Source organism: Mesorhizobium sp. P160927, assembly GCF_057766385.1.
The window spans coordinates 1971111-1994881 of record NZ_JBYMDW010000001.1 but is presented as its reverse complement, the minus strand read 5'-3'; the positions used below and the strand labels follow the sequence as shown (position 1 = coordinate 1994881).

Below are 23771 nucleotides of genomic sequence, written 5' to 3'. Positions count from 1 at the left end.
CCTGATGGAATCGCGAGGGATTCCCATCGGGGAGAATATCTGATTCATCATGTCGGCTGGGTATGGAGGCCAGCAGGCATGGTTAGAGCCATATCGGAGGATTTGCGTTCGCGAGTGATCGCAGCGGTTGAGAGTGGCCTGTCGCGGCGGGCTGCGGCGGATCGTTTCGGTGTTGCCGCGGCAAGCGCGGTCCGCTGGGTCCGCGAATGGCGAGAGAGCGGCGCGACGCGGGCAAAGCCCCAAGGCGGAGACAAGCGCTCCCAGCGGATCGAAGCCTACCGGGATACGATCCTGGCGGTGATCGAAGGTCAGGACGACATCACACTGGTCGAGTTGGCTGAATTTCTCAGGGCGGAGCATGCGGTCGTGTTCGCGCCGAGCACGATCTGGCGCTTTCTCGACCGTCACTCGATGACCTTCAAAAAAAACAGCGCACGCCAGCGAGCAGGATCGGCCCGACGTGCTCGCGCGGCGACGCGCCTGGTTCAAGGCCCAGCCTGATCTCGATCCCGAACGGTTGGTCTTTATCGACGAGACCGGCGCATCGACGAAGATGGCTCGCCTGCGTGGACGGGCAAAGCGGGGCATGCGGTGCCGATCTCCGATCCCGCACGGGCACTGGAAAACGACTACTTTTACAGGCGCATTGCGCCTGACGGGCATGACTGCGCCGATGGTCCTCGACGGACCGATGACGGGTGAATGGTTCGCCGCTTATGCCGAGCATGTATTGGCGCCTACGCTTCGAGTTGGTGACATCGTCATCCTCGACAACCTGCCCGCTCACAAAGTCGCCGCCGCCCGCCAAGCGATCGAAGCGGCCGGCGCGCGAATGCTCTTCCTACCGCCTTACAGCCCCGACTTTAACCCGTATGGATGGCTCCTGCGGGTCAAGGGTATCGGATCGGGTTTGGTGAACAGGTCGGTTGCGGCCATGTATACGGCGTCTGAATGTGCAACGGGATCGCTGCGCGCCCTGATGAATATCCGCTTGGAGAACAGGTCCCACTCAATCGAGCGCGCTCGAGGCGCTTCGGATTAATCGGGGTGTCCTGGTTCTTCGTCTCCGTTTGTTCGCCATCACCTCACTTTGCCCTGACCATTCCGAGAGCCTGTCAGGCTGACTGCGGCTCGTAACGCGATCCGTCCCTCAGGACGGCGAATATTGTTCGTGCCATGCGATGCGCCAAAGCGACGGCGACGATCTTCGTCTTCTTTCGCATCAGCATGCCCGATAGCCAGTCCGAGCTCGGCTCGCGCTTGAGTCTGCATCTGAGCATGATCTGCGCCATGGCGCCCAGATACAGCAAGCGTCGGATATAACGATTGCCCATCTTCGAGATCCGGCCCACCCTCTGCTTGCCTCCGGTGGAGTGCGGCTTGGGAGTGAGGCCGAGCCAGGCGGCATAGTCCCTTGCGCTGCCGAAATTGTCGACATCCGGCGTCGTCGCCGCGATGATCGTCGCCGACAGCATCCCCACACCTGGGATTGTGGCTAGACGCTGGCTTGTCTCGCTTTGCGCGTAGGTCTCTTCGAGCTCGTCGGTCAGCCGCTCGATCCGCTTGTCCGTCTCGGCCAACTGATCGAAGAGCAAACTCACAGGCATTCGAGCTACTTCCGGCAGTTGATCCAGTTGATCCTTCAGTCGATTGACGTTCTGCGCGCCCTTCGCCGCGATGACGCCGAACTCCGTCATGTGGGCCCGGATCGCGTTGCCGATCTGCGTGCGCTGGCGAACCAGAAAGTCTCGCGTGCGGTGAAGAACCAGAACCGACGAGCAGGCTTCGCTCTTGATGGCGACAAACCGCATGGAGGGGCGTGTCACGGCTTCACAGATGGCGGCCGCATCCGCAGCATCCGTCTTCCCGCGCTTCACGTAAGGCTTCACATAGGAGGGCGGCATCAGCCGGACGTCGTGCCCCATCTTCAGAAGCCTGCGCCCCCAATCGTGAGAACCTGCGCAAGCCTCCATGCCGATCAGGCATCGTGGACGCTTCTGGAAAAACACCAGCAACTGGCTGCGGCGAAGCTGACGGCGTACGAGAACCCGACCGTTCCCATCGACACCATGGATCTGGAAGACACTCTTTGCGAGGTCGATGCCAACTGTGGCAAGTTCTGACATGGATGGCTCCTTTGCTCGGGACGACAACATCCCAACTATGGCGCAATGCGACGCCGGGAGCAGGAGCCATCCACACCATCAATCGAGAATGCCTTCTCCAAGCTGAAGTCGATCCTCAGGAAAGCCGCCGCACGCAACATCCCCGAGCTTTGGGACGCAATCCGCGACCCCTTGCCACGCTTCACCGCCGAGGAGTGCTCAAACTACTTCTGCGCCGCAGGATACGAGCCTGAGTGATCAGATTCTGCTCTAGTCGCGGCAATTGGTGCCCGCTTTGAGAGACGCCTCCTGTCTGAGAGGATTTGGGTGTTGCAAACCCATCCTTCAGACAGGAGATCCAGATGGCCGAGATGAGCCCTCTGCGTCGCCGGATGATGGAGGACATGACAGTCCGCAATCTATCTCCGGCCACGCGGCAATCCTACCTTTATGCAGTCGCAAAGTTTAGCCGCTATTTTGGCCGATCGCCGGATCGGCTGGGCCTTTGCGACTCCATGCCTTCCAGGTTCACCTCGTGTCGACGGGCATCTCCTGGTCGGGATTGAACCAGATCGTCTGCGCACTCCGGTTCCTCTATGGCGTAACGCTCGGCCAGGATACAATCCCGGAGCATATTCCGTATGCGCGCGAGCCTCGCCAGTTGCCGGTTGTTCTTTCCAGCGACGAGGTCGTCGAATTTCTTCAAGCTGTCTCCAGCTTGAAGGCGCGGGTGGCTCTGACAACAGCTTATGCCGCCGGTCTCAGGGTCTCGGAGGTCTGTGGTCTTCGCGCCAACGATATCGACAGCTCAAGGATGGTGATCCACATCACGCGTAGCAAAGGCGGCAAAGCCCGCTACGTCATGCTGTCGCCGGAACTGCTCGGTATCCTGCGCAGCTATTGGCGCTTGGCGCGGCCCAAGGACATTCTGTTTCCTGGGCGCGATCCTGACAAGCCGATCGAGCCGTGGGTGCTGCATTCCGCCTGCCGTTCGGCGGTTACGGCGGCGGGTCTTTCCAAGCACGTCACCGTCCATACGCTGCGGCATTCCTTTGCCACTCACCTGCTCGAGAACGGGACCGATATCCGCATCATCCAGGTCCTGCTTGCGGATTTCACTAAATTGGGACAGCGGTTTCAGCAAGTCGCGGACAAGCATTTCGCTAAGTCGTGGACAACGGATGCGATCGAGTTCCGGTTGCCTTGTTGCTGTTACGGGTGATTGATTTCGGTTATTTCGCCGCCCGTCAAGAGCGTCGGTATTTTTCGTTTCCGCATGCTGTCGCCTTCGAGCGTTATGCGGTGTGCGTTGTGGACAATTCCGATCATTTCGTGCCAGGCGGCCACGGGAAGCTGAGCCGTGATCAGTGTCGATTTCCGCCGATATCGTTCCTCGAAGATTTCCAGGAGATCGAGGCGCTGCCTGTCGTTCAGCGTATGGGTTCCCCAGTCATCCAGCACCAGCAACTGAACGCGTGCAAGCTTGTCGACGAGGCGCGGAAAGCGTCCATCAAGCCTGGCGAGTGCAGGTCCTCGAACAGCCGCGGCATACGAACGTAGAGGACAGAGTAGTCGAGGCGGGCCGCCTGTCGTGCGAAGGCGCAGGCTCTTTCCGGTGCCCGGCGGGACTGGGCTCATAATGCAGAGCGTTTTTAGCTTGGCGTCGCGGAGAAAGGCGGGTGGCGAGAGCGCGCTGAGGTGGATCGCGACGGTGAGCTAAAAACGTGTTGGACTAAGCCGCCGGCACGGGTGGCCGCTATGGGCGTTCAACGCCGTGCCATGAACAGGCATGGCGTGGGCGCGGATGCGGTCGTGGACGCAGCGATTGCAGGGGTCGCGTGCGCCGAAAGCGGCACGGATATAGGTTCGGCAAAGTGAGGACCGGCGTCGGCCTTGCCCGGCAAAGGCAGCCGGGGGTGACGGCGCGCAGCTTCGCGGGACCGACTCGGTTTTCCGGCCGAACGGGTCGTGCGATGCGGTGACGGCGAAAGCGGAGCGGTTCTTTCATGACGTATCCCAGTATGGCGGGGGTCCAGTCGCGCCGTCGAAGATTTCGACGATGATCATCTGGCCTTGACGACAGGCGGGGCATTGCCTGAGGGAATGACCGGTGAGATCCTCATAGCGGTCGCGGTAATCCCTTTCGGATGAGCCATGCGACGGCTCGGGAACCGGCATGCCGAGCAGGTCGCGGCAGTGGGCGAGCTTTTGCGCGCGGTAGCGATTGCCGAGAAAGCCGTAGTAGCGGATGCGATGGAAGCCCTCGGGCAGGACGTGCAACAAGAAGCGGCGAATGAACTCGTCGGACGCGACGGTCATGACCTTCTGCCGATTGCCGTGCCGGTAGTCCTTCCAGCGGAAACGAACGGCGTTGTCCTCGATGTCGATGAGGCGGTTGTTGGAGATGGCGACGCGGTGCGTATAGCGCCCGACATAGTCGAGCACCTGGGCAGGTCCGGCGAAGGGCGGTTTGGCAAAGACGACCCACTCAGCCTTTCGTAGCGGCGCCAAATAGCGCCGGAAGGCGTCGCGCTCGCTCAGGTGCTGCAGGCCAGAGAAGAACTTCAACTGGCCGGCGTCGAAGGCAACAGGCGTGAGAGCACCCGGACCGGCAAGAAGAAGCCGGGCTTGCAGGCGATCCACCGACGACCGTCGGCAGACAGGCCGCCGCCGGCAACGACGCAGTGCAGATGCGGATGATGAAGCAGGTTCTGGCCCCAGCTGTGCAGCACGGCGAAGAAGCCGATCTCGGCGCCCAGGTGCTTGGGATCGGCGGCGATGGTGCGCAGGGTCTCGGCGGCGGCGCGGAAGAGCAGGCCGTAGACGAGCGCCTTGTTCTGATAAGCGATGACGGCAATGTCGCCGGGCAGCGTGAAGACGACGTGAAAGTATTGCGTGTCGAGGAGCTCGGCGCGACGATCCTCCAGCCATTGCGCACGGGCCAGCGATTGGCAGCGGGGGCAATGCCTGTCGCGGCAGCTGTTGAAGGCGATGCGCCGGTGGCCGCAGTGATCGCACTGCTCGACATGCCCGCCGAGCGCGGCGGTCCGGCACAGTTCGATCGCGGTCATGACGCGGCGCTGGGCGATCGACAGCTGCGCGTCATGCTGCGCACGATAGGCTTCGCCGTAGCGGCGGAAGATGACCGCCACTCCCGGCCCCGAGCGGGCCATCGGCGCGAGCTCAGAAGTACTGCGGCTTGGCGGGCGGCGGCGGGGTGGGCGCCGGCCTCGGCAAGAGCTCGAAGGGGCTCGACGTGGCGCAGACCTTGTTGGTGGCGATCCGCAGGTAATGGGCGGTGGTCGCGAGGCTGCGGTGACCGAGCAGCAGTTGAATGGTGCGCACGTCGGCGCCGGCCTCCAGCAGATGGACGGCGAAGGCGTGGCGAAGCGAATGGGGCGTGACCGGCTTGGACAATCCGGAGCGGTCGCGCGCTTTCGCGCAGGCGTGTCCCACCGCATCCCTGGTGATCGGCTGGCCGGCACGATCGCCGGGGGAGAGCCACTCCTTTGGCCGCCGCACCTTCCAGTAGCTGCGCAGGATCTCCAAGAGCTTGGGCGACAGCATCACATAGCGGTCCTTCTGGCCTTTGCCCTGCTCCACGCGGATGACCATTCTCTGGCTGTCGATGCCCGTGGGCTTCAGCTGCACCGCTTCCGAGATGCGCAAGCCGGCGGCATAGCAAGTGGTCAGGATGGCGTGGTGTTTGACGTCGAGGACGCAGCCGAGGAACCGCTGAACTTCCTCGGCACTGAGGATGATCGGCAGCTTCTGCGGCTTCTTGGGAAGCGGCAGGACCTCTTCAGGCGCCCAATCCCTTTCGAGCGTCACACTGTAGAGAAAGCGCAGCGCCGCAATGGCGATGTGGATTGAGCCGGGCGACAGCTTCTTCTCGTTGGTCAGATAGACCTGATAGGTCCGAATATCCTCGCGCCCGAGCAAGTCCGGCGACTTGCCGAAGTGACGCGCAAACAGCGACACCTGCTGAAGATAGGAGAGTTGGGTGTTGAGCGCGAGGTTGCGCACCTCCATGTCCTCGCTCATGCGCTGGCGAAGTTGGGTCATGACAAGCTCCTTTGTCCGATGGAATAGGCTGCAAGCAGCCACTCCATGCTGACGTAGTCGGAGCTTGTTGTGGACACATGACCAGCGCGACAGACGACGCGATCAGATCACGCTGTCGGCACTCACCCTCCTTGCCGCTCCGCATTCGCGGAGCGGGTTAGTCCAATGCCCGTTATCAGGATGGCGAGGCAAAGAAGATTGTCCGTTACGCCTTTCATCCACGTTCGGGCGGGGAGATTTTCGTCACAGGCCGTCAGCGTTATTGCGGTGAGCCGGCCTATGTCGGGCGACAACCGGATGGCAGCCTGGCGCTGATTCCGATCTGGATGACGGAAGAGATCGCCCTGACGATGGCGGTTCGCGAGGCGCCCCGTTTTCCCCTTTCATGCCAGCGCGACCTGCGCCGCGAGGTCGATGCATGTCTACGTTTTCTGCAGAGCGACTCACGCCAGCCAGGAGACGACCATGCAGCGCAGGCAATGCCGAACCGACCAGCCAGACCTGTTTTCCAAGAAGGCTCCGCCATCGAGTCTTCCAGGCGAAGTCCGGGAACGCACCCTCCCGCCTGTGAGCCAGACGGGACGGGAGGCAGATCATGAAGATCACCGCTGAACATCTCGCGCGCGGTGCCTATGTCTATGTCCGGCAGTCGACGGCCGATCAACTCGTCAACAATCCCGAGAGCCGGGGACGCCAATATGGCCTTGCCGAGCGAGCGCGGTCCCTTGGCTGGAAAGACGCCATCGTCATCGATGAAGATCTCGGTCGTTCAGGGTCTGGCATCAGCCGTCCGGGCTTTGAGAAGCTTCTGGCGGCGATCTGCGAAGGTCGGGTTGGTGCGGTCCTCGCCATTGAAGCCTCCCGGCTGGCCCGCAATGGCCGGGACTGGCATACGCTCATCGAGTTTTGCGGCCTTGTCGGAACGCTCATCATCGATGAGGACGGCATCTACGAACCGCGTCATCCCAACGACAGGCTGCTGCTCGGCATGAAGGGCACGATGAGCGAACTGGAGCTTTCGATCCTGCGGGCCCGCTCGATGGAAGCCCCGAAGCAGAAGGCACGACGGGGCGAACTTTCCTGACGGTGGCGATCGGTTACGTCAAGTCGGGCCGGAACCGGGTCGAGAAAGACCCGGACCTGCGGATCCGCGAGGCGATCGATCTTGTATTCCGGCGTTTCGACGAACTGCAGAGCATCCGGCAGGTGCATCTGTGCTTGCGCCGCGACGGCATTATGCTCCCTGCCGTAAATTACACGCGCGCGGCGGACAGGGCGATCGTCTGGAAGCTGCCCGTCTACAATACGGTGCACCACATTCTCACCAACCCGATCTACGCCGGCGCCTATGCGTTCGGGCGAACCTGCAGCAAAATCACCATAGAGGCCGGACGCAAACGGATTTTGCGTGGGATCAGGCGCGATCGCGCCGACTGGGAGGTCTTGCTCATCGACCATCACGAAGGTTACCTCTAAATCCGCCGCAACGTCTGTTCGCGACTTACTGAAATCGCTGTCCCGGACTTTATGAAATCGGTGTCCGCGACTTACTGAAATCCTTGTCCCGTACTTTGTGAAACCCGCACTTGCTCGGCCACGCCCACCTCTCGACAACAGTGCGCTATACGCAGGTCTCCACTGACACGATCCGGTCGACGGCCAGTCCGCTCGATCGATTACGACTGGAGGTGACGCCGCCGGAATCGTAATCGGTTGCGCCCCACCTTCGAAGTCGCCGACATCTTTCGACGACATGGGAGCTCCTACAGGCGTGAGAACGCCGGCCATCTGGGCCGCGGCGAGCGACGCGTCATGGGCGCGATCGAAGCTTGCCGGACACCCAGGCTCGGCGGTCACGTCAATGCCTGCGACGATTGCGGCAGGACCCGCATCTCCTATAATTCCTGCCTTCTGGGCAGATCCAGTAATGGGGAGCTGGCGGCGATTTGATCGCGCTCCTGTGTCCACCGCCGCCAACCCGGCTCACCATTACGACGCCGGCTTGAACGCGCCGCGCCGCAGATGCGGTGGAATGATCGATTCCATGGCGTCCAGCTGCTTCTCTGTCGGATCCCCGCGCGTGTAGATTTCAGTGATCGTCAGCGTGGCGTGCCCCAACCACAGCGACACCTTGCGGATGTCCTGCGTTGCTTGCAGGATGATCATCGCGCATGTGTGCCTGAGCACGTGAGGCGAGATGCGTTTCTTGTTGAGGCCGGAATGCGCTCGAGCGGCAGTGGCTGCATGCTGTTTGAGCAGATATGTACGCCAGTCCACCAACGCCCAGCTCCAGCTCAACCACGTGCGATGAATGCTTGGCCAAAAAGAATGCCGACTTCGCTACCGTTACTTTATAATCACCGATGGTTCGTCATAAACGTCAGCTCGAGTTCGCATCGGAGATGATCATTAGTTGCTCACCATCAGCTGACATAGCTCAAGTATGGACGGTATAACGGAAAAGTGATGCTTTCAGATATTCCGCTGATTACCGACAATGCCGCAATCGCATTATAGTAGATCACTTCATTGGGCATGCCCTCGTTTGACTGCTCCAGTGCGTCCAGTACGCTCTGTTTCGTATGAAAATCGATAGCGAAGGAAATTGAGGTCGATAAGCTACGAACGTGGTGAAGCGTTCCGGGCGGCATGTACAGGATGTCACCAGCATTTACGGTGATTACGGTGGGTGTCGTTCTCTTGTACTCTGGAAAACGTACATAGTCCGGTTGCTCGGGATCCACATCGAACCACCGCCAACCGCGGCGTCCACAATGGATGGTTTGGCTAGGCGGGAGGATGGTGAACTGCTTCGCGCCGAAAATCTGGAAGAAGAGGTTATGACTAAGTAATGTATCGAAGTGGAGTGGGGTAACGGCTCCCGCAGGGCCCATGAAAAACTGCGAGTAGTGCCACCAATGCCGACGATATGATGGGCTAAGAAAGTCGGCCGGAAAAGGTTGGCAATCCTCCGCCAAACCCTCGATTAGGCCTAGCAGGGGAATGTCGTGGCAATACGGAGTAGCTGTGGAGTCTCCACCCTCGCACGGCTGTGAGTCCTTGACGAAACGTGCGTATTCTGCCAGCTCCCAAGATGAAACGTTGATCTCGCTGTTCTTAAGAGTTTTGACTGGCACAGTAACCGATCCGGCTACCTTTTCGAAATAGTGTGGAGACCATAGCTTACAGGCTTTCCAAGCGGAGCAGCCTCCACGTAATATTACAGGCCGCATAGCATCTCGGTAACTATCAGCAAACTTATTATCAGACAACTCAGTTACGTCTTGAACAAATGACCAGCCTGAATCCTTCAGCGCGGACAGAGGACGATCATCGAAAGTCCGTGTTGGCACTAACATATTTCCAACCATTTTGATATCCTTTCCAAGACGAACATGACAAACGGTAACTACTATCGCGAGAGAAGCGAAGGTGCGCGGGCATTCACATGCATATGCCGCGCGAAGCCTCTCCAACGACAAGGCATTGTGAATGTGGTAAACTATACGCTCAGATTCTCAACTATTAATCTTAGTAGGTTTCGAAGTGCCACGGTTTTGCTTGTTGAGGGCAAACCCCGATTCTGAGCATTGCGAACCGGATGCAATGGGCCCAAGCGGTGGATTCAAGCGGTCGTCGCAACTGCTGATCGTCGAGCGCTGGGTCCTGGCCCGGCTGCGCAACCGGCGCTTCTTCAGTCTCGGCGATCTCAACGCCGCAATCGTGGCGTTGCTGAAGGATCTGAACAATCGCCCCATGCGCCATGTCGGCAAAAGCCGCCGGGAGCTGTTCGAGGAGATCGAACGAACGGCCCTGTCGCCATTGCCGCCGGCGCCGTTCGAATATGCGGAGTGGAAATCGGCGAAGGTGCATCCCGACTACCATGTCGAGATCGACAGGACCTTCTACTCGGTGCCGCACGCGCTGATCGGGCGGCGCGTGGATGTGCGGCTCACCCACCGGGTGGTCGAGCTCTTCCATGATCACAAGCGCGTCGCCAGCCATGTCCGCCGCTCGCAGCGCTGCGGCCATGTCACCGTCAACGAGCACATGCCCAAGGCGCACCAGCGCTATGCCAACACGCCGGCGAACCTGATCCGGCAGGCAGCCAGGATCGGCGCCAACACCGCCATCCTGGTCGAGCGCAGATGCGCGACCGTCCCCATCCCGAGCAGGATACCGCTCCGCTTTCGGCATCCTCTCGCTGGCCCGTCGCTACGAGCGGGATCGGCTCAAGGCAGCCTGCGCGCGGGCACTGACCATCAATGCGATCACCTACTCCTCCGTCAACGCGATCCTCAAATCCGGCCTCGACCGCGTGCCGCCCGCGGCCGAGCCGGTCAAGCCCACGCCATCGCACACCAACATCCGCAGCGGCTCCTATTATCAATGAAGGAAAGGAAACCAACCATGCTGACTCATCCAACCCTCGACCAGATGCAGGCTCGGCCTTGGCGGAATGGCCTCCGCCTATCGGACCTGGCCGACCAGAGCAACGCCGACGATCTCGGTCGCGACGAGTGACTTGGCCTGATGCTCGATCGTGAAGCCGCCATGCGTGCCGACAAGCGTCTGACCAACCGTCTCGCCGTCGCCAGGCTGCGCTTTGTCGACGCCTGCATCGAGAACATCGACTTCGCCGCGCATCGCGGGCTCGACCGGCGCAATACGCTGTCGCTGGCCCAGGGCGCCTGGCTGAAGGCGCATGAAAACCTCATCATCACCGGGCAGACCGAGCCTGCTTCATAATGCTCACCTTTCCATGTCATTGAAGTTCAAGGTTTTTTTGCAGAGGATTGCTGGACGGCGGCCGTCTCAGATGACGAGCAGTCGCTGCACCCTTCACGTCGCTTCGGTCCAAATCGAGGGCGCGGACGATCCAGGGTGCTCCCTTACAGAGCTGGTTCGCCGAAAGTTGACCATCTTTGATCAGACGGCGCACGGTCGATGGGCTGACAGACAGAGCCCGTCGCAGCCTCGTCGAGCGTGACCTCACCGCGCTCCTGACGCTCGCCTTCCCGATAGGCTGGAATCTCATTGTGATTACGCAGGCTGCACACCCGTGATTGCGTCCAGCCGTTGCCGCGTCCCGTCGTTTTGCCGGCCCGGTTGAGTACGGAGGCGATCGCCCTGTCCGGCATCTGTCGAGCCGGCACACGCACCAAATCGATGGTCTCGCCTTCGGCGCTCCAGCGGTGCTGGCCGGAGCGGTTTTTCCCGACCTTGAGGGCCGAATGGGCGCCGCCGTGCCAGCGAATGACGAGATCCAGCGTGCTGTCCTCGATGCGGACGACAATCTCGTCGATCAGCGTGCGCACGATGCGTTTCTTTGCCTCTGATGTCACGCCGGCGCTGGTCCATGCCCTTTGCAGATCGGCACCGAGCAGCATCAGTCGCTGGTGATCGACAGGCGTCGGGTCGGTAGCGGATGATGTCGTCAATTCCTCCAGGTCCATCTCCAGATCGCGGACGACAGTCAGTCGTTCATTCCATCGCGTCTCCAACTCCGCAGCGACGAGGCGGTTGTCGGGATCGACGGAGGCGACGCGCGCGGCCGACTTCGTAGCGGGCCTGCTCCAGTGCCAGCTCGACCTGTCGTCGCTTGTCCTCGCTCGCCCAGCTGCGGCCGACTTCGTAGCGGGCCTGCTCCAGTGCCAGCTCGACCTGTCGTCGCTTGTCCTCGCTCGCCCAGCTGCGGACAGTCTGTGCTGCGAGCGCGGCCTCTATACCAGCGGTTGCAGGCGCACGATGACCTCGGCGCCGATATCGCGGTCAACACGCATGCCTCCAAACGAGATGCAGCGATCGCCGCCGTGATTGAGGAAGCCACCCCTGCAGTGATAGCGGCCTGTGTTGCCGTCGGTGCCGGAGTAAGCAACGTGCAGCTTGCGTCCGCAATGACCACACCGCAGCCGGCCGGCGAGCAGCGCCTCACCCCGACGCAGGGCACCTCGGCTCATAGGGTTCTTGCCATTGGCGTTGTCGGCGATCAGGCCGAGGTTCCTCTCGTAGGCTGCCCAGGTCAGATAACCCTCGTGGTGGCTCGGAATCAACACCTCCCAGTCCTTGCGCTCCTTCTTGAAGCCACGCACCACCTTTTTGCGGCCGGCGTCAATGCTGACGCGGCTGCCAGTGCGCCCAAAAGCATAGACACCAGCATAGATCGGGTTGGTCAGGATGTGCAGGTTCGCCATGCTAAAGGTTTTGTTCCCGAAGTCTTTTTGTCATTACGTCAGGCCGCCCGGTCGACCATTCCGTGCTCTACCTGCGCATGCCGCGTCTGTTCGAAGATCTCGCCCTGGCGCGTCTCGACGGCCGCTTTCCCCGTCTCATCGACAAACTGGCTCGGGTGCAACTGCTAATCCTCGACCAACGTGCACTGCGCAGAGATGTGGAGCTGACACCGCAAGAGCCCGCAGACGCGCGACTTCCCACGATACAACTCCACATAACTGAATCACCGTCCACCTAGGATGGCCGCTCCCCAAACCTCAACAGGAGAGCGCACTGACATCAGAGTACGTCGAAAACTTCATTCATATCTTGAGCCGCAGGTGCTGCGCCAAACACTCCAGCACAAGGTTGCCCATCTGCGCGCTTTCCTGCGCTTTTGCGGTGATCGTGGTAAGACTGCCCGAGGGCTAGAGCGCATCGATACGCCCAGAACCTATCGTGGAGAATTGCCACCTCGTGCCCTTGATTGGGAGGTGATCGAAAAATTGCTGTCCTCGGTCGCGAGGACTGATTATCTCGGCCGCCGTCACCATGCCATCCTCCACCTCATGGCCTATTATGGCCTGCGACCTTCTGAGATTGCAGCGCAGAGGTGGCCTGAAGAATCCGGACAGGGCGTTAAGTGGACAGTCTACCTGAATGCGGCGAGGATCGCCGGGAATCAGGAGACGAGATGATGAAGCGAACACGACGGAACCACACACCGGCCTTCAAGGCGAAGGTGGCGTTGTCGGCGATCAAGGGCGAGAAGACGGTAGTCGAGCTGGCGCAGCAGTTTGACGTGCATGCCAATCAGATTACGAACTGGAAGGCGCAGCTGTTGGAGGGTGCGAGCGGGGTATTCGGCTGGGGGCGGTCGGAGGCGTCATCGTCGCCGGCGGTGGATCTGAAGACGCTGCATGCGAAGATTGGCGAGTTGACGCTGGAGAAAGATTTTTTAGAAAATGCGCTCGGCAAGGGCGGCCTGCCGAGCGCAAAGCGATGATCGACCGCACGCACGCCCTGCCGCTGACGAGCCAGGCGAAGCTTTTAGGGCTCAGCCGGAGCAGCCTGTATTACCGGCCGTATCCGGTGTCGCCGGAGGATCTGGCTACGATGCGCCGGATCGACGCGCTGCATCTGGAGCATCCGTTTGCGGGCAGCCGGATGCTGCGCGATCTGCTTCGCGGCGAGGACATAGAGATCGGGCGCGAGGCTATCCGCACGATGATGAAGCGGATGGGCATCGAGGCGATCTACCGCCGGCCGAACACGTCGAAACCGGCGGTGGGCCACAGGATTTACCCATATCTGCTACGCACGCTCGCGGTGGAGCGGCCGAACCATGTGTGGGCGATGGACATCACCTACATCCCCATGGCGCGCGGCTTCATCTACCTGGCAGCGGTGGTCGACTGGTACACGCGCCGGGTCCTTTCGTGGCGCCTGTCGATCACGATAGACACGACGTTTTGCCTCGAGGCGGTCGAGGAGGCGCTCGCGCGATACGGCAAGCCCGAGATCTTCAACACGGACCAGGGCAGCCAGTTCACCAGCGACGCCTTCACCGGCCTGCTGGCGACGCACGAGATCACGATCAGCATGGATGGCAAAGGCGCCTGGCGCGACAATGTCTTCGTCGAGCGGCTGTGCCGCTCGGTCAAATATGAAGAGGTGTATCTCAAGGCCTATGACAGCGTCGGCGCCGCGCGCGCTTCGCTCGGCGCATATTTGACCTTTTACAACGCAACGCGTCCTCATTGTGCGCATGGGGGACGGACGCCTGACGATGCCTATTTCGGGGCTACCCCGCTGGCATCGGCAGCATGAATTTTTTGCCGCCGTCCTGGCATCGGCACTCCGTTTCGGCTACGCCTTCCCTGCGTGCCGACGCCAGGACGGCATTCTACGAGGAGCGGTGGACAGCCCACTTATAAAACGCCATTTCCTGTGCGGACAAAGTCGACCACCTCAGGGCCCAGCAGCCACAGATATAATTGAAGTAGCCTCGGCGGCGCGCTGCAGCGAAGAAACAGATTAAACAATGGCTTATCCGGGCCGCAGCGTTTAGTTAAAAGACGGCGGTCGCCCAAAGCGCACGTCGGATCAATTTCGACAATCCACGAGCACTCGCGCCAGGCTCCGCAGGTCACGCGCGGCGGCGAGTATATTGGCGTGGCTCGTATTCTATTGCGTCTAGCGGATAGAATGGCCGCGCGTGCTGCCATCGAAACTGATCCAGGTAATATGAAGTCATGCCAGGCGTGTCTACCGTAACGACGCGGCCAATCTGCGCGAAATTGAGCTGAAAGTGATATCCGGAGCGAGTAACAATGATCTTGGCCGCGCTCGGGTCGAGACCTACCGCTCTGAAATAAGCTGGATCGATATACCCGTAAGGTTGATTTGTTAGCACAACGTAAATGTTGTCGCTCCTGAAGACCGCATACTTCTCAATATAAGTTGTGGTGCCTCTGTCGGACGGGCCGTCGTAGGTAACAGGAACATTCGCTCCTAGGCCAATTATCGTTCCTCTGGTGCTTACACTTGGGCTGCCTGTGGAAAATCTTCCACCAAAGGTCAGACTGATTTCTTTGCAAAGCCCAGCCCGGTCACAAGTCTCAACGGCCTCCGGGTCATAGACAGGGAAATAGGTTCGAACGTTGATTTTGTTCTGCAACAGGTAATTTAGGATACAGGTGCTATCGCCCGGTCCGCCTGCAATAACACGATCTCCCTGGTCACCAAGGATGATTGGGCCAGAGGAACTCTCGATATTTTCCAGTTCCTTTTCCAGCGCGGGGTATTTGATTATGAAATTGTCGCGAACATTCCAAATCATTCTTATGATCTCGTTCGCGACTTTTTGTGCTTCATGAAATTCATCATTCCCATACACAAGAACAGCCTGTCCCATCGAAGGAACATCGAGAAATTGCTGGGAGTTGAAAATGGATACATCCCATCCCCTGCCCTGCTTCACAGCATTTTGGGCATACGCACGTATCTCGACGAGCGGGCCGGCGAGCGTTGTGTCGTTACCCAGCGTAAGCATCGGGAGGAAGGTCGCGGCCAGAACTGGATTGAACGTACCGTCCAGAATATCCATCGCCGCACGGAATGCACGTTTAGCTGTGGCTGACTGATCCTCGTGCGGGTTCGTCAGGTAGCCGGAGAGGAAATCTAATGGCTCTAGAGTGCTTTCCTTCACGTGAGCATGGAGATCAAAAGCGGCGGTGATCGGGACGTCCTTGCCGACGATAGCCCGTAGTCGCTTAATCAGAACACCTTCTGGGTCAGCCAAATTCTGCGTAAGCATGCCACCGTGCAACGGCAGGACAACTGCATCGAAGTCGCCACGCTTTGCGGCATCAACCATAATGTCGCATACTTCCGCGAAGACCAACTCGTCCACGGGTCCCCCGGATTGTGCCCGAAACAGGGTGGGAACGACTAACTCAACGCCGGACGCATACGCGGAGTCAACTACCCCGCCGAACGTCGAATTTGCTCCGCGACTGCGTTCAACTGCACCTTGACCCTCAATTATCGTGAAGCGTTCGCGGCGAGTCAGGATGGGATTGAAACTGTGGGACTCTTGCGCAATGCCCCCAGTAAGGACTCTCCTTTTGGCCATTAGTTACCTCCGAATTGTTCTGGCAAACAGTAGCACACGCAGCCGGCCTCTGAAGTCTCTGCTTTTTTTCGGTGACAAAAATAACCGCCTGTCCCCCTGCCCCGACCGCGCGGCGAACGGCGCCGATCTGATCCATTCCTCTATCGATACAGCCACGGCAATCCTGGATCGCTTGCTCCATCATTGCAGCGTCATCACCATCCGCAGCGATAGTTATCCCAGCGTGAAAAGTGTCGTGCCAGGCGTTCTGCAAAAGCCGGGCATGATGCCGGAACAAACAACCGCGACCGCCAACCAACGAGGGAGTCAATTCTTCATGTCGCCCATGGAGGGGTCAACTCCCGGAGTTACTTGACGGCATACCAAACATCTCGCCCAATCTTAGCCTCGCGACTGTCGACTGCGGCGACGATACTGGTATCTGGCTTCGGATGGGGGATCTGAACCATCAGGCTCCCAATGGCACCGACCCCATATTGGCACACGCGCAGCTTTGATCTCTCTCTATCCGTTACCGAACAGATGCAGACTGCTGCAGGCTATGTTGCCGTCGCTGAAAGATAGATTTGTGCCGTTCTGAGTGTTTTCCCGATATCGGAACACAGGGCCGATAGTTGAGGAGCTAGATGCTCATTATTTATATCGATGAACCGAAGAAATTCTTCGTCGTACATGCTCACGTATTTGAGCTTTTTGACTGCTTCGGCCGATAGCACCGGGATTGACGACAGATCCACTATGGTGCGCGGCTCCAGCCGCAGAAGCGCGTTCCGAAGAATGGCTTGATATTCATCATTGACATCGGCGGTTGCGATCACAACGATTGACCGAGGTTCACGTACGGACCCAATCTCCGCCGGGCGCATGAGCGATACTTCTATGTCGGTCCAGGGGCGGAGACGTTTGCGAAGGTTCTTAGGGTTCCGCGTTACGACTATCGTTGAACGGAATCGCTCTCCTACACCGCTCCTGATAAACTCGCGACCCAACATACCCGCCCCGACCATGTAAAGGCGGTCGGGTAGGTCTCCATTCTGAAACCGATCTGCTATGATGTCTCGGACGATCTGATCGTAGTTGAAGGATGCAGTAAACCGCTGCCGCTCGCGCGAGGCACGACCTATATCAATTGCCAGCCGTGCGATCTGGAAAATCGGAAGGTTTGGATCAAGAAGTTCGATAGCTTTCGCAAGTTGGTCGCTGATGTAATTCTCGCCGAGGATCTGGGAATGAGCGCCCGACGCAATCTCGGCGAGACGCTGAGTAATCGGGACCGGACCTTCAATGTGTTCGCATGAAAAGCCAGAAAATATCGTGTTGCTATCAATAGTTCTGAGTGCAGGCTCTTCACAGTAGATCTCGACTCGTAAGCAGGTCGTTACAAGTAGAACTCCGTTTCTCGCAAGATCGGTCGCAAGTGGTTTGATCTTCGCCGAATGCTGCGCCATTGCCAAAGGCGAGGTCATTTGGTGATCAACATAAAGGCCAAGGATTCTACTCATTATTCCCTCCTGACGTTATTCGAAGGTCTGTCAACAGCTGACGCGGAACGCCCTCAAGTTCTTGGTCTTTCACCGAGCCTTCCTTTGGCGCGAGATGCAGGGCAGGTGTCCTACGCCGTTGCAATCACGAGCGGGCTAGCGGGTCGGCTTTTGGCAGCAGCCGATGATGGGGATCTTCTGCGTGAGGGCGACGAGGACGGCGAGCGTATTTGGTGGACTTGCCGATACCCCCTTCCCGTAGAAGGCGGATCTGGTGCAGACCTGACGTATTGTTTCCTTTGTTCCTTCGGGCGACGTCATATCGGTTGGCAGTTCCTGTCGCCTCGCGAGGAAGCTGCAAAAGGCGCGCCAGTTGCGCATAGGGCGGCAGCAGAACTGTCTTGCACATAATTCAAGGGCTTCAATGAGTTCGGCAGGCACGGGTTGAACACCGCGATGTCGCGGACCCGACAAACCCGACGGCACTTTCATGGTTTACCTAAATCGGCGCGAGGACCGGAGCGACCCAATAGCGGATGGCCAGCGCTCGCCAGCGGAAAGCTACTGGGACGCGATCTGGGCTGTGCTGAAGAAGCATGGTGTGCTTTTAATTGTAGACGACGTGATTACCGGCTTCGTCCGAGCGCTCCGTGTTCAGCTCGCTGCACGACAGAATTGAACCCGATTTGATTACCGTCGCCAAGGGGGCTGACGCCTGCCTAGTTCCGCTTTCGGCGTCGATCGTTGGCGAGAAAGTGTCTACAAGCCGGTCGAAGACGAAGCTGATACTATTCCGGCCCCCGACCGGTGCAGCGGCGGTTGCTCACGCGGCCTGGCTCGATTTCCGATTTCCACTGAGCTTGCGTCATGTTGATGAAATGCAGCTGGACCGCCGCATTGTGGTCTCTTACGAGACGATCCGGGTGCAGATGTCATCGCGAGAAGATCTTTACGACGAAGCCGGCGCGCATAGTCTGGGCGCAACTTCCATTCCTGCTCCGACGGCGGCCGAAGCGCATGATCATCGTCCGTTCCCGTTTTCGCGACGGCACATGTCAATTCTCAGCGGGCTTGTTCAGCGGAACATCGGAAACTGCGAATCGTACCCATGGCCACTTGGCACGAAATCACTTTCCCGACGCGCCGCGTAAAGCATTCCTTCAAAACGTTCCCATGCCCAACGAAAGTTACGGCGGCGCTATGTCCAGTATGCTGTGCGGGATTGTCGTAGGTGCATGTGACGGTTTCAGGACGCTTTCGTAGGCCACGAGCGGTACGCACACTATCAGATGGGGTAGTAGCCGTGCCGGGCCGGGAGCTATAGAAAACATGTGTCCGTATGAAAAGCTGATGCCGATTTTACGTTCATACCACCGAATCGAACGCAAGGAAAGGTCAACAGCCAATGCCAAGAAGAGCACTCATCCTGGTTGAAGGTCATAGTAATAGTGGTCCACTCTACGTTCAGGCGGCGCAGCGTCTTGGACTTCATCCAATTACTCTGGCAGCTAATCCAGCGCAATTCGACTATCTTGCGGAGGAAAGCATCGAGGCCATCCGGGTCGATACCGACAATCTCGATGCGCTGATGCATGTGTGTTCCGACCTACGTGCGACCTATGATGTTGCTGGCATTACTGGTTTTGTGGGCCGCGATGAGTCGCTCTATATAAAGGTTGCCAAGCTCTGCCGGCATTTCGATCTGCCGGGACCAGACCCCGCATCGATAGAAAGATGTAACGACAAATTTACTCAACGTCAGTTCCTCGCGCAGGCCGGCGTTCCAGTGCCTGCTTACCGATTGGCAGCAGATGCGATGGAGGTAGAAAGCTCGGCTGCAGAGATCGGCCTGCCGGTAATTCTTAAGCCAGCTGAAGGTAGCGGCAGCAACGGCGTTCGATTGTGCCGCGATATGGATGAGCTAACCAAGCATATTACCTATCTGTTGGGGGGCACGTACATATGGCGCTCTTCACCGAAGATCCTGGTCGAAGAATTCGCGCAAGGCCCATTCTATGAAGCTACTGCGATGGGGAACGCGGTCATTGCAGATGGTGCTGCCGACTTCGACCGCCCGCCCTATTTCGTCCCTTGCGAGAGCATATTTCCGGCCCCACTGACTGATGATGAGCATAAGCGTATTGCCGATGTTTCGCTGGACTGCCTGCGAGCTCTCAGTCTTGGCTGGGGACCAGCGAACATTGAATTCCGATGGACGAAGCGTGGCCCAGTCGTAATAGAAGTCAATGCGCGTCTTCCGGGTTGGACCACTCCTCGGCTGATCCAACTGGCCTATAGTGTCGATGTCATCAACGAGCACATCAAGCTTGTCATCGGTGACGAATGCGATCTGCGCGCAACGCATTCGCACACTTCAGCCGCGCGATTCCTAATTCCTGATCGCGACGGCATCCTCGATCGGATCGAGGGGGCCAGTCTGGCGGCGGCCGTACCAGGTGTTGTTGAGGTCAAATTCTATGTTGAACCCGGGACCCCAATCGTTCGAGAAGGCGATGACCGAGACAGGATCGGACATGTCATCGCCGCTTCGCCCGACCGTGCTCGGACCGAAGCCATACTTCAGCGTGCCATCGACCTAATCGGTTGGTCGATCACACCACTTCCGCCCCTCCGCGAACAGGAATAGTTTGGGACCGCTTGCCTGGCCCACCAAGCGTAGGCAGAGACATGAACGGCAACGTATGCCTGGCCTGTCGAGCAGATTCTGGTCCCGACCCTGTTGGAGGGCGATGTCGAAAGGCTCATATTCCTGCACCCCTACAGCTCGACTTGAATCCCATCGAGAATGCCGGCGCAAAAACCCACCGCGCTTGCTACGCGCAAGGCCAAGAGAACCATCACGGCTCCGTGAGACGCGATCGGCTTCCTTGAACTGGAACTTTCGATCCTGCGGGTTCGCTCGATGGAGCTCTGAAGCAGAAGGTGCGCTGACTAAGTGCTGCTGCCGAATTTCAGAAAGGCCTGAGGTGGTCGACTTTGTCCGCACAGGAAATGGCGTTTGTAAGTGGGCTGTCCACCGCTCCTCGTAGAATGCCAGGACGGCGGCAAAAAATTCATGCTGCCGATGCCAGCGGGGTAGGCCCGAAATAGGCATCGTCAGGCGTCCGTCCCCCATGCGCACAATGAGGACTCGTTGCCTTGTAAAAGGTCAAATATGCGCCGAGCGAAGCGCGCGCGGCGCCGACGCTGTCATAGGCCTTGAGATACACCTCTTCATATTTGACCGAGCGCCACAGCCGCTCGACGAAGACATTGTCGCGCCAGGCGCCTTTGCCATCCATGCTGATCGCGATCTCGTGCGTCGCCAGCAGGCCGGTGAAGGCGTCGCTGGTGAACTGGCTGCCCTGGTCCGTATTGAAGATCTCGGGCTTGCCGTATCGCGCGAGCGCCTCCTCGACCGCCTCGAGGCAAAACGTCGTGTCTATCGTGATCGACAGGCAGCCTTGGGCTTTCGCTGTCTAACAAGGAACCAAGCTATATGGTCACTCCCCTCCTAGACTTCATCCCCGGCGACCCCAATCCCGACGACCTGGGCGCCATCGTCGCGGTGCTGAACGTCTATAACAATGCCCACAGCGGGATGGCCGATCTGCCCGGCTTCGCGATCACCATTCGCGATCCGGAAACGCAAGCTGCCGTCTGTGGCCTCTATGCGCTTGACAGCTACGGCTGGGCCTTCGTTCGATACCTCGCCAGCGCGGGAGAGTATCGCGGCCTCGGCCGGCGACTTATGGAAGAGGCGGAGAAGATCGCCAAGGCGCGCGCTGTATCGCTGTATCGGCATATGGCTCGACACCTTCGAATTCCAGGCGCGCCCCTTCCACGAGAGGCTCGGCTTCGAGCTTTTCGGCGAAGTGGAGGGCGGGCCGGACGCCATCCCGCGCTATTTCCTCAAGAAACGCTTTTGAGGGGCCGGAACAGGAGCTGTTCCAATCGATGGATAGAAGGCTCCCGCTCCGCCGGTTTGCTAGAGCATAATCTGACCTGATGGAATCGCGAGGGATTCCCATCGGGGAGAATATCTGATTCATCATGTCGGCTGGGTATGGAGGCCAGCAGGCATGGTTAGAGCCATATCGGAGGATTTGCGTTCGCGAGTGATCGCAGCGGTTGAGAGTGGCCTGTCGCGGCGGGCTGCGGCGGATCGTTTCGGTGTTGCCGCGGCAAGCGCGGTCCGCTGGGTCCGCGAATGGCGAGAGAGCGGCGCGACGCGGGCAAAGCCCCAAGGCGGAGACAAGCGCTCCCAGCGGATCGAAGCCTACCGGGATACGATCCTAGCGGTGATCGAAGGTCAGGACGACATCACACTGGTCGAGTTGGCTGAATTTCTCAGGGCGGAGCATGCGGTCGTGTTCGCGCCGAGCACGATCTGGCGCTTTCTCGACCGTCACTCGATGACCTTCAAAAAAAACAGCGCACGCCAGCGAGCAGGATCGGCCCGACGTGCTCGCGCGGCGACGCGCCTGGTTCAAGGCCCAGCCTGATCTCGATCCCGAACGGTTGGTCTTTATCGACGAGACCGGCGCATCGACGAAGATGGCTCGCCTGCGTGGACGGGCAAAGCGGGGCATGCGGTGCCGATCTCCGATCCCGCACGGGCACTGGAAAACGACTACTTTTACAGGCGCATTGCGCCTGACGGGCATGACTGCGCCGATGGTCCTCGACGGACCGATGACGGGTGAATGGTTCGCCGCTTATGCCGAGCATGTATTGGCGCCTACGCTTCGAGTTGGTGACATCGTCATCCTCGACAACCTGCCCGCTCACAAAGTCGCCGCCGCCCGCCAAGCGATCGAAGCGGCCGGCGCGCGAATGCTCTTCCTACCGCCTTACAGCCCCGACTTTAACCCGTGTGGATGGCTCCTGCGGGTCAAGGGTATCGGATCGGGTTTGGTGAACAGGTCGGTTGCGGCCATGTATACGGCGTCTGAATGTGCAACGGGATCGCTGCGCGCCCTGATGAATATCCGCTTGGAGAACAGGTCCCACTCAATCGAGCGCGCTCGAGGCGCTTCGGATTAATCGGGGTGTCCTGGTTCTTCGTCTCCGTTTGTTCGCCATCACCTCACTTTGCCCTGACCATTCCGAGAGCCTGTCAGGCTGACTGCGGCTCGTAACGCGATCCGTCCCTCAGGACGGCGAATATTGTTCGTGCCATGCGATGCGCCAAAGCGACGGCGACGATCTTCGTCTTCTTTCGCATCAGCATGCCCGATAGCCAGTCCGAGCTCGGCTCGCGCTTGAGTCTGCATCTGAGCATGATCTGCGCCATGGCGCCCAGATACAGCAAGCGTCGGATATAACGATTGCCCATCTTCGAGATCCGGCCCACCCTCTGCTTGCCTCCGGTGGAGTGCGGCTTGGGAGTGAGGCCGAGCCAGGCGGCATAGTCCCTTGCGCTGCCGAAATTGTCGACATCCGGCGTCGTCGCCGCGATGATCGTCGCCGACAGCATCCCCACACCTGGGATTGTGGCTAGACGCTGGCTTGTCTCGCTTTGCGCGTAGGTCTCTTCGAGCTCGTCGGTCAGCCGCTCGATCCGCTTGTCCGTCTCGGCCAACTGATCGAAGAGCAAACTCACAGGCATTCGAGCTACTTCCGGCAGTTGATCCAGTTGATCCTTCAGTCGATTGACGTTCTGCGCGCCCTTCGCCGCGATGACGCCGAACTCCGTCATGTGGGCCCGGATCGCGTTGCCGATCTGCGTGCGCTGGCGAACCAGAAAGTCTCGCGTGCGGTGAAGAACCAGAACCGACGAGCAGGCTTCGCTCTTGATGGCGACAAACCGCATGGAGGGGCGTGTCACGGCTTCACAGATGGCGGCCGCATCCGCAGCATCCGTCTTCCCGCGCTTCACGTAAGGCTTCACATAGGAGGGCGGCATCAGCCGGACGTCGTGCCCCATCTCCAGAAGCCTGCGCCCCCAATCGTGAGAACCTGCGCAAGCCTCCATGCCGATCAGGCATCGTGGACGCTTCTGGAAAAACACCAGCAACTGGCTGCGGCGAAGCTGACGGCGTACGAGAACCCGACCGTTCCCATCGACACCATGGATCTGGAAGACACTCTTTGCGAGGTCGATGCCAACTGTGGCAAGTTCTGACATGGATGGCTCCTTTGCTCGGGACGACAACATCCCAACTATGGCGCAATGCGACGCCGGGAGCAGGAGCCATCCACACCATCAATCGAGAATGCCTTCTCCAAGCTGAAGTCGATCCTCAGGAAAGCCGCCGCACGCAACAT

At 59.3% G+C, this 23771-nt stretch carries 18 protein-coding genes and 8 pseudogenes; 14 read left to right on the top strand and 12 right to left on the bottom strand.

Annotated elements, in window-relative coordinates:
* Nucleotides 1-78 precede the first annotated feature (78 nt).
* A protein-coding gene (locus tag AC3CB8_RS09680; protein ID WP_488377291.1) for an IS630 family transposase occupies nt 79-1042 on the top strand; the annotation gives its coding sequence in 2 pieces (ribosomal slippage) (nt 79-419 and nt 418-1042; 966 coding nt in all).
* 73 nt (nt 1043-1115) lie between these two features.
* On the opposite strand, the gene AC3CB8_RS09675 is transcribed toward AC3CB8_RS09680, so the two are convergent.
* Nucleotides 1116-2126 (bottom strand): IS110 family RNA-guided transposase, encoded by a 1011-nt coding sequence (locus AC3CB8_RS09675; protein ID WP_488377290.1) that lies wholly within the window; start codon nt 2124-2126, stop codon nt 1116-1118.
* Nucleotides 2127-2467: 341 nt separating this feature from the next.
* Here AC3CB8_RS09675 and AC3CB8_RS09670 point away from each other — a divergent pair.
* Nucleotides 2468-3327, top strand: a pseudogene (locus AC3CB8_RS09670) (site-specific integrase).
* On the opposite strand, the pseudogene AC3CB8_RS09665 reads toward AC3CB8_RS09670, so the two are convergent.
* The 3 genes and pseudogenes from AC3CB8_RS09665 to AC3CB8_RS09655 all read right to left on the bottom strand — a co-directional run.
* Nucleotides 3318-3712 (bottom strand): annotated as a pseudogene (locus AC3CB8_RS09665) (ATP-binding protein); the annotation flags it as partial. The pseudogenes AC3CB8_RS09670 and AC3CB8_RS09665 overlap by 10 nt on opposite strands.
* Before the next feature lie 397 nt (nt 3713-4109).
* Nucleotides 4110-5278 (bottom strand): annotated as a pseudogene (locus tag AC3CB8_RS09660) (IS91 family transposase).
* Nucleotides 5279-5288: 10 nt separating this feature from the next.
* On the bottom strand, nt 5289-6170 hold the full coding sequence (locus AC3CB8_RS09655; protein WP_352727463.1) for a tyrosine-type recombinase/integrase: 882 nt from the start codon (nt 6168-6170) through the stop codon (nt 5289-5291).
* Nucleotides 6171-6765: 595 nt separating this feature from the next.
* Between AC3CB8_RS09655 and AC3CB8_RS09650 the strand changes: the two genes are divergently transcribed.
* From AC3CB8_RS09650 to AC3CB8_RS09640, 3 genes and pseudogenes are all read left to right on the top strand, one after another.
* Nucleotides 6766-7254, top strand: coding sequence for a recombinase family protein (locus tag AC3CB8_RS09650; RefSeq protein WP_352727403.1), 489 nt, complete (start codon nt 6766-6768; stop codon nt 7252-7254).
* 2 nt (nt 7255-7256) lie between these two features.
* Nucleotides 7257-7646 carry a recombinase family protein gene (locus AC3CB8_RS09645; RefSeq protein WP_352727405.1) on the top strand — a complete coding sequence of 130 codons (390 nt, stop codon included), beginning with the start codon at nt 7257-7259 and terminating at the stop codon, nt 7644-7646.
* A 237-nt stretch (nt 7647-7883) separates the two neighbouring features.
* A pseudogene (locus tag AC3CB8_RS09640) lies at nt 7884-8078 on the top strand (transposase zinc-binding domain-containing protein); the annotation flags it as partial.
* Between the two features lie 81 nt (nt 8079-8159).
* Here the strand turns inward: AC3CB8_RS09640 and AC3CB8_RS09635 are convergent.
* Together AC3CB8_RS09635 and AC3CB8_RS09630 are read right to left on the bottom strand one after the other, a co-directional pair.
* The gene (locus tag AC3CB8_RS09635) at nt 8160-8447 is read right to left on the bottom strand and encodes a tyrosine-type recombinase/integrase (protein WP_352727409.1); all 288 of its coding nucleotides are present in this window, start codon (nt 8445-8447) and stop codon (nt 8160-8162) included.
* A gap of 146 nt (nt 8448-8593) precedes the next feature.
* The gene (locus AC3CB8_RS09630) at nt 8594-9541 is read right to left on the bottom strand and encodes a cupin-like domain-containing protein (RefSeq protein ID WP_352727411.1); all 948 of its coding nucleotides are present in this window, start codon (nt 9539-9541) and stop codon (nt 8594-8596) included.
* A 271-nt stretch (nt 9542-9812) separates the two neighbouring features.
* On the opposite strand from AC3CB8_RS09630, the pseudogene AC3CB8_RS09625 reads away from it, so the two are divergent.
* Nucleotides 9813-10563, top strand: a pseudogene (locus AC3CB8_RS09625) (Mu transposase domain-containing protein); the annotation flags it as partial.
* A gap of 140 nt (nt 10564-10703) precedes the next feature.
* Nucleotides 10704-10919, top strand: a complete 216-nt coding sequence (locus AC3CB8_RS09620; protein WP_352727413.1) for an ATP-binding protein — start codon at nt 10704-10706, stop codon at nt 10917-10919.
* A gap of 143 nt (nt 10920-11062) precedes the next feature.
* Here the strand turns inward: AC3CB8_RS09620 and AC3CB8_RS09615 are convergent, their stop codons facing one another.
* Complete coding sequence (locus AC3CB8_RS09615) at nt 11063-11626, bottom strand: hypothetical protein (RefSeq protein WP_352727415.1); 564 nt, start codon at nt 11624-11626, stop codon at nt 11063-11065.
* 267 nt (nt 11627-11893) lie between these two features.
* Nucleotides 11894-12364 (bottom strand): recombinase zinc beta ribbon domain-containing protein, encoded by a 471-nt coding sequence (locus AC3CB8_RS09610; RefSeq protein ID WP_352727417.1) that lies wholly within the window; start codon nt 12362-12364, stop codon nt 11894-11896.
* A gap of 50 nt (nt 12365-12414) precedes the next feature.
* Between AC3CB8_RS09610 and AC3CB8_RS09605 the strand changes: the two are divergent.
* Both AC3CB8_RS09605 and AC3CB8_RS09600 read left to right on the top strand, forming a co-directional pair.
* Nucleotides 12415-12540 (top strand): annotated as a pseudogene (locus AC3CB8_RS09605) (AAA family ATPase); the annotation flags it as partial.
* A gap of 537 nt (nt 12541-13077) precedes the next feature.
* Nucleotides 13078-14213, top strand: a protein-coding gene (locus AC3CB8_RS09600) for an IS3 family transposase (protein ID WP_488377289.1) whose coding sequence is annotated in 2 segments (ribosomal slippage) — nt 13078-13345 and nt 13345-14213 — 1137 coding nt in all. Because the reading frame shifts where the segments join, the coding sequence is not laid out codon by codon here.
* A gap of 319 nt (nt 14214-14532) precedes the next feature.
* On the opposite strand, the gene AC3CB8_RS09595 is transcribed toward AC3CB8_RS09600, so the two are convergent.
* On the bottom strand, nt 14533-16020 hold the full coding sequence (locus AC3CB8_RS09595) for a M81 family metallopeptidase (protein WP_352727385.1): 1488 nt from the start codon (nt 16018-16020) through the stop codon (nt 14533-14535).
* Here AC3CB8_RS09595 and AC3CB8_RS09590 point away from each other — a divergent pair.
* Nucleotides 16013-16375, top strand: coding sequence for an ATP-binding protein (locus AC3CB8_RS09590; RefSeq protein ID WP_352727387.1), 363 nt, complete (start codon nt 16013-16015; stop codon nt 16373-16375). The genes AC3CB8_RS09595 and AC3CB8_RS09590 overlap by 8 nt on opposite strands.
* A gap of 184 nt (nt 16376-16559) precedes the next feature.
* On the opposite strand, the gene AC3CB8_RS09585 is transcribed toward AC3CB8_RS09590, so the two are convergent.
* Complete coding sequence (locus tag AC3CB8_RS09585; protein ID WP_352727389.1) at nt 16560-17522, bottom strand: hypothetical protein; 963 nt, start codon at nt 17520-17522, stop codon at nt 16560-16562.
* Between the two features lie 517 nt (nt 17523-18039).
* Between AC3CB8_RS09585 and AC3CB8_RS09580 the strand changes: the two are divergent.
* Together AC3CB8_RS09580 and AC3CB8_RS09575 are read left to right on the top strand one after the other, a co-directional pair.
* Nucleotides 18040-18300: pseudogene (locus tag AC3CB8_RS09580) on the top strand (aminotransferase class III-fold pyridoxal phosphate-dependent enzyme); the annotation flags it as partial.
* 606 nt (nt 18301-18906) lie between these two features.
* A complete protein-coding gene (locus AC3CB8_RS09575) occupies nt 18907-20148 on the top strand; it encodes an ATP-grasp domain-containing protein (RefSeq protein WP_352727391.1) in 1242 nt (413 codons plus the stop codon).
* 427 nt (nt 20149-20575) lie between these two features.
* Here the strand turns inward: AC3CB8_RS09575 and AC3CB8_RS09570 are convergent.
* A pseudogene (locus AC3CB8_RS09570) lies at nt 20576-20959 on the bottom strand (transposase); the annotation flags it as partial.
* Between the two features lie 41 nt (nt 20960-21000).
* Between AC3CB8_RS09570 and AC3CB8_RS09565 the strand changes: the two are divergent.
* A complete protein-coding gene (locus AC3CB8_RS09565) occupies nt 21001-21510 on the top strand; it encodes a GNAT family N-acetyltransferase (RefSeq protein ID WP_352727393.1) in 510 nt (169 codons plus the stop codon).
* Between the two features lie 73 nt (nt 21511-21583).
* Nucleotides 21584-22547 (top strand): IS630 family transposase gene (locus tag AC3CB8_RS09560; RefSeq protein ID WP_488377288.1). Its coding sequence is split into 2 segments (ribosomal slippage): nt 21584-21924 and nt 21923-22547, totalling 966 coding nucleotides; the frame shifts between segments, so codons are not numbered across the junction.
* Between the two features lie 73 nt (nt 22548-22620).
* On the opposite strand, the gene AC3CB8_RS09555 is transcribed toward AC3CB8_RS09560, so the two are convergent.
* Complete coding sequence (locus tag AC3CB8_RS09555; RefSeq protein WP_023832783.1) at nt 22621-23631, bottom strand: IS110 family RNA-guided transposase; 1011 nt, start codon at nt 23629-23631, stop codon at nt 22621-22623.
* Nucleotides 23632-23771 lie beyond the last annotated feature (140 nt).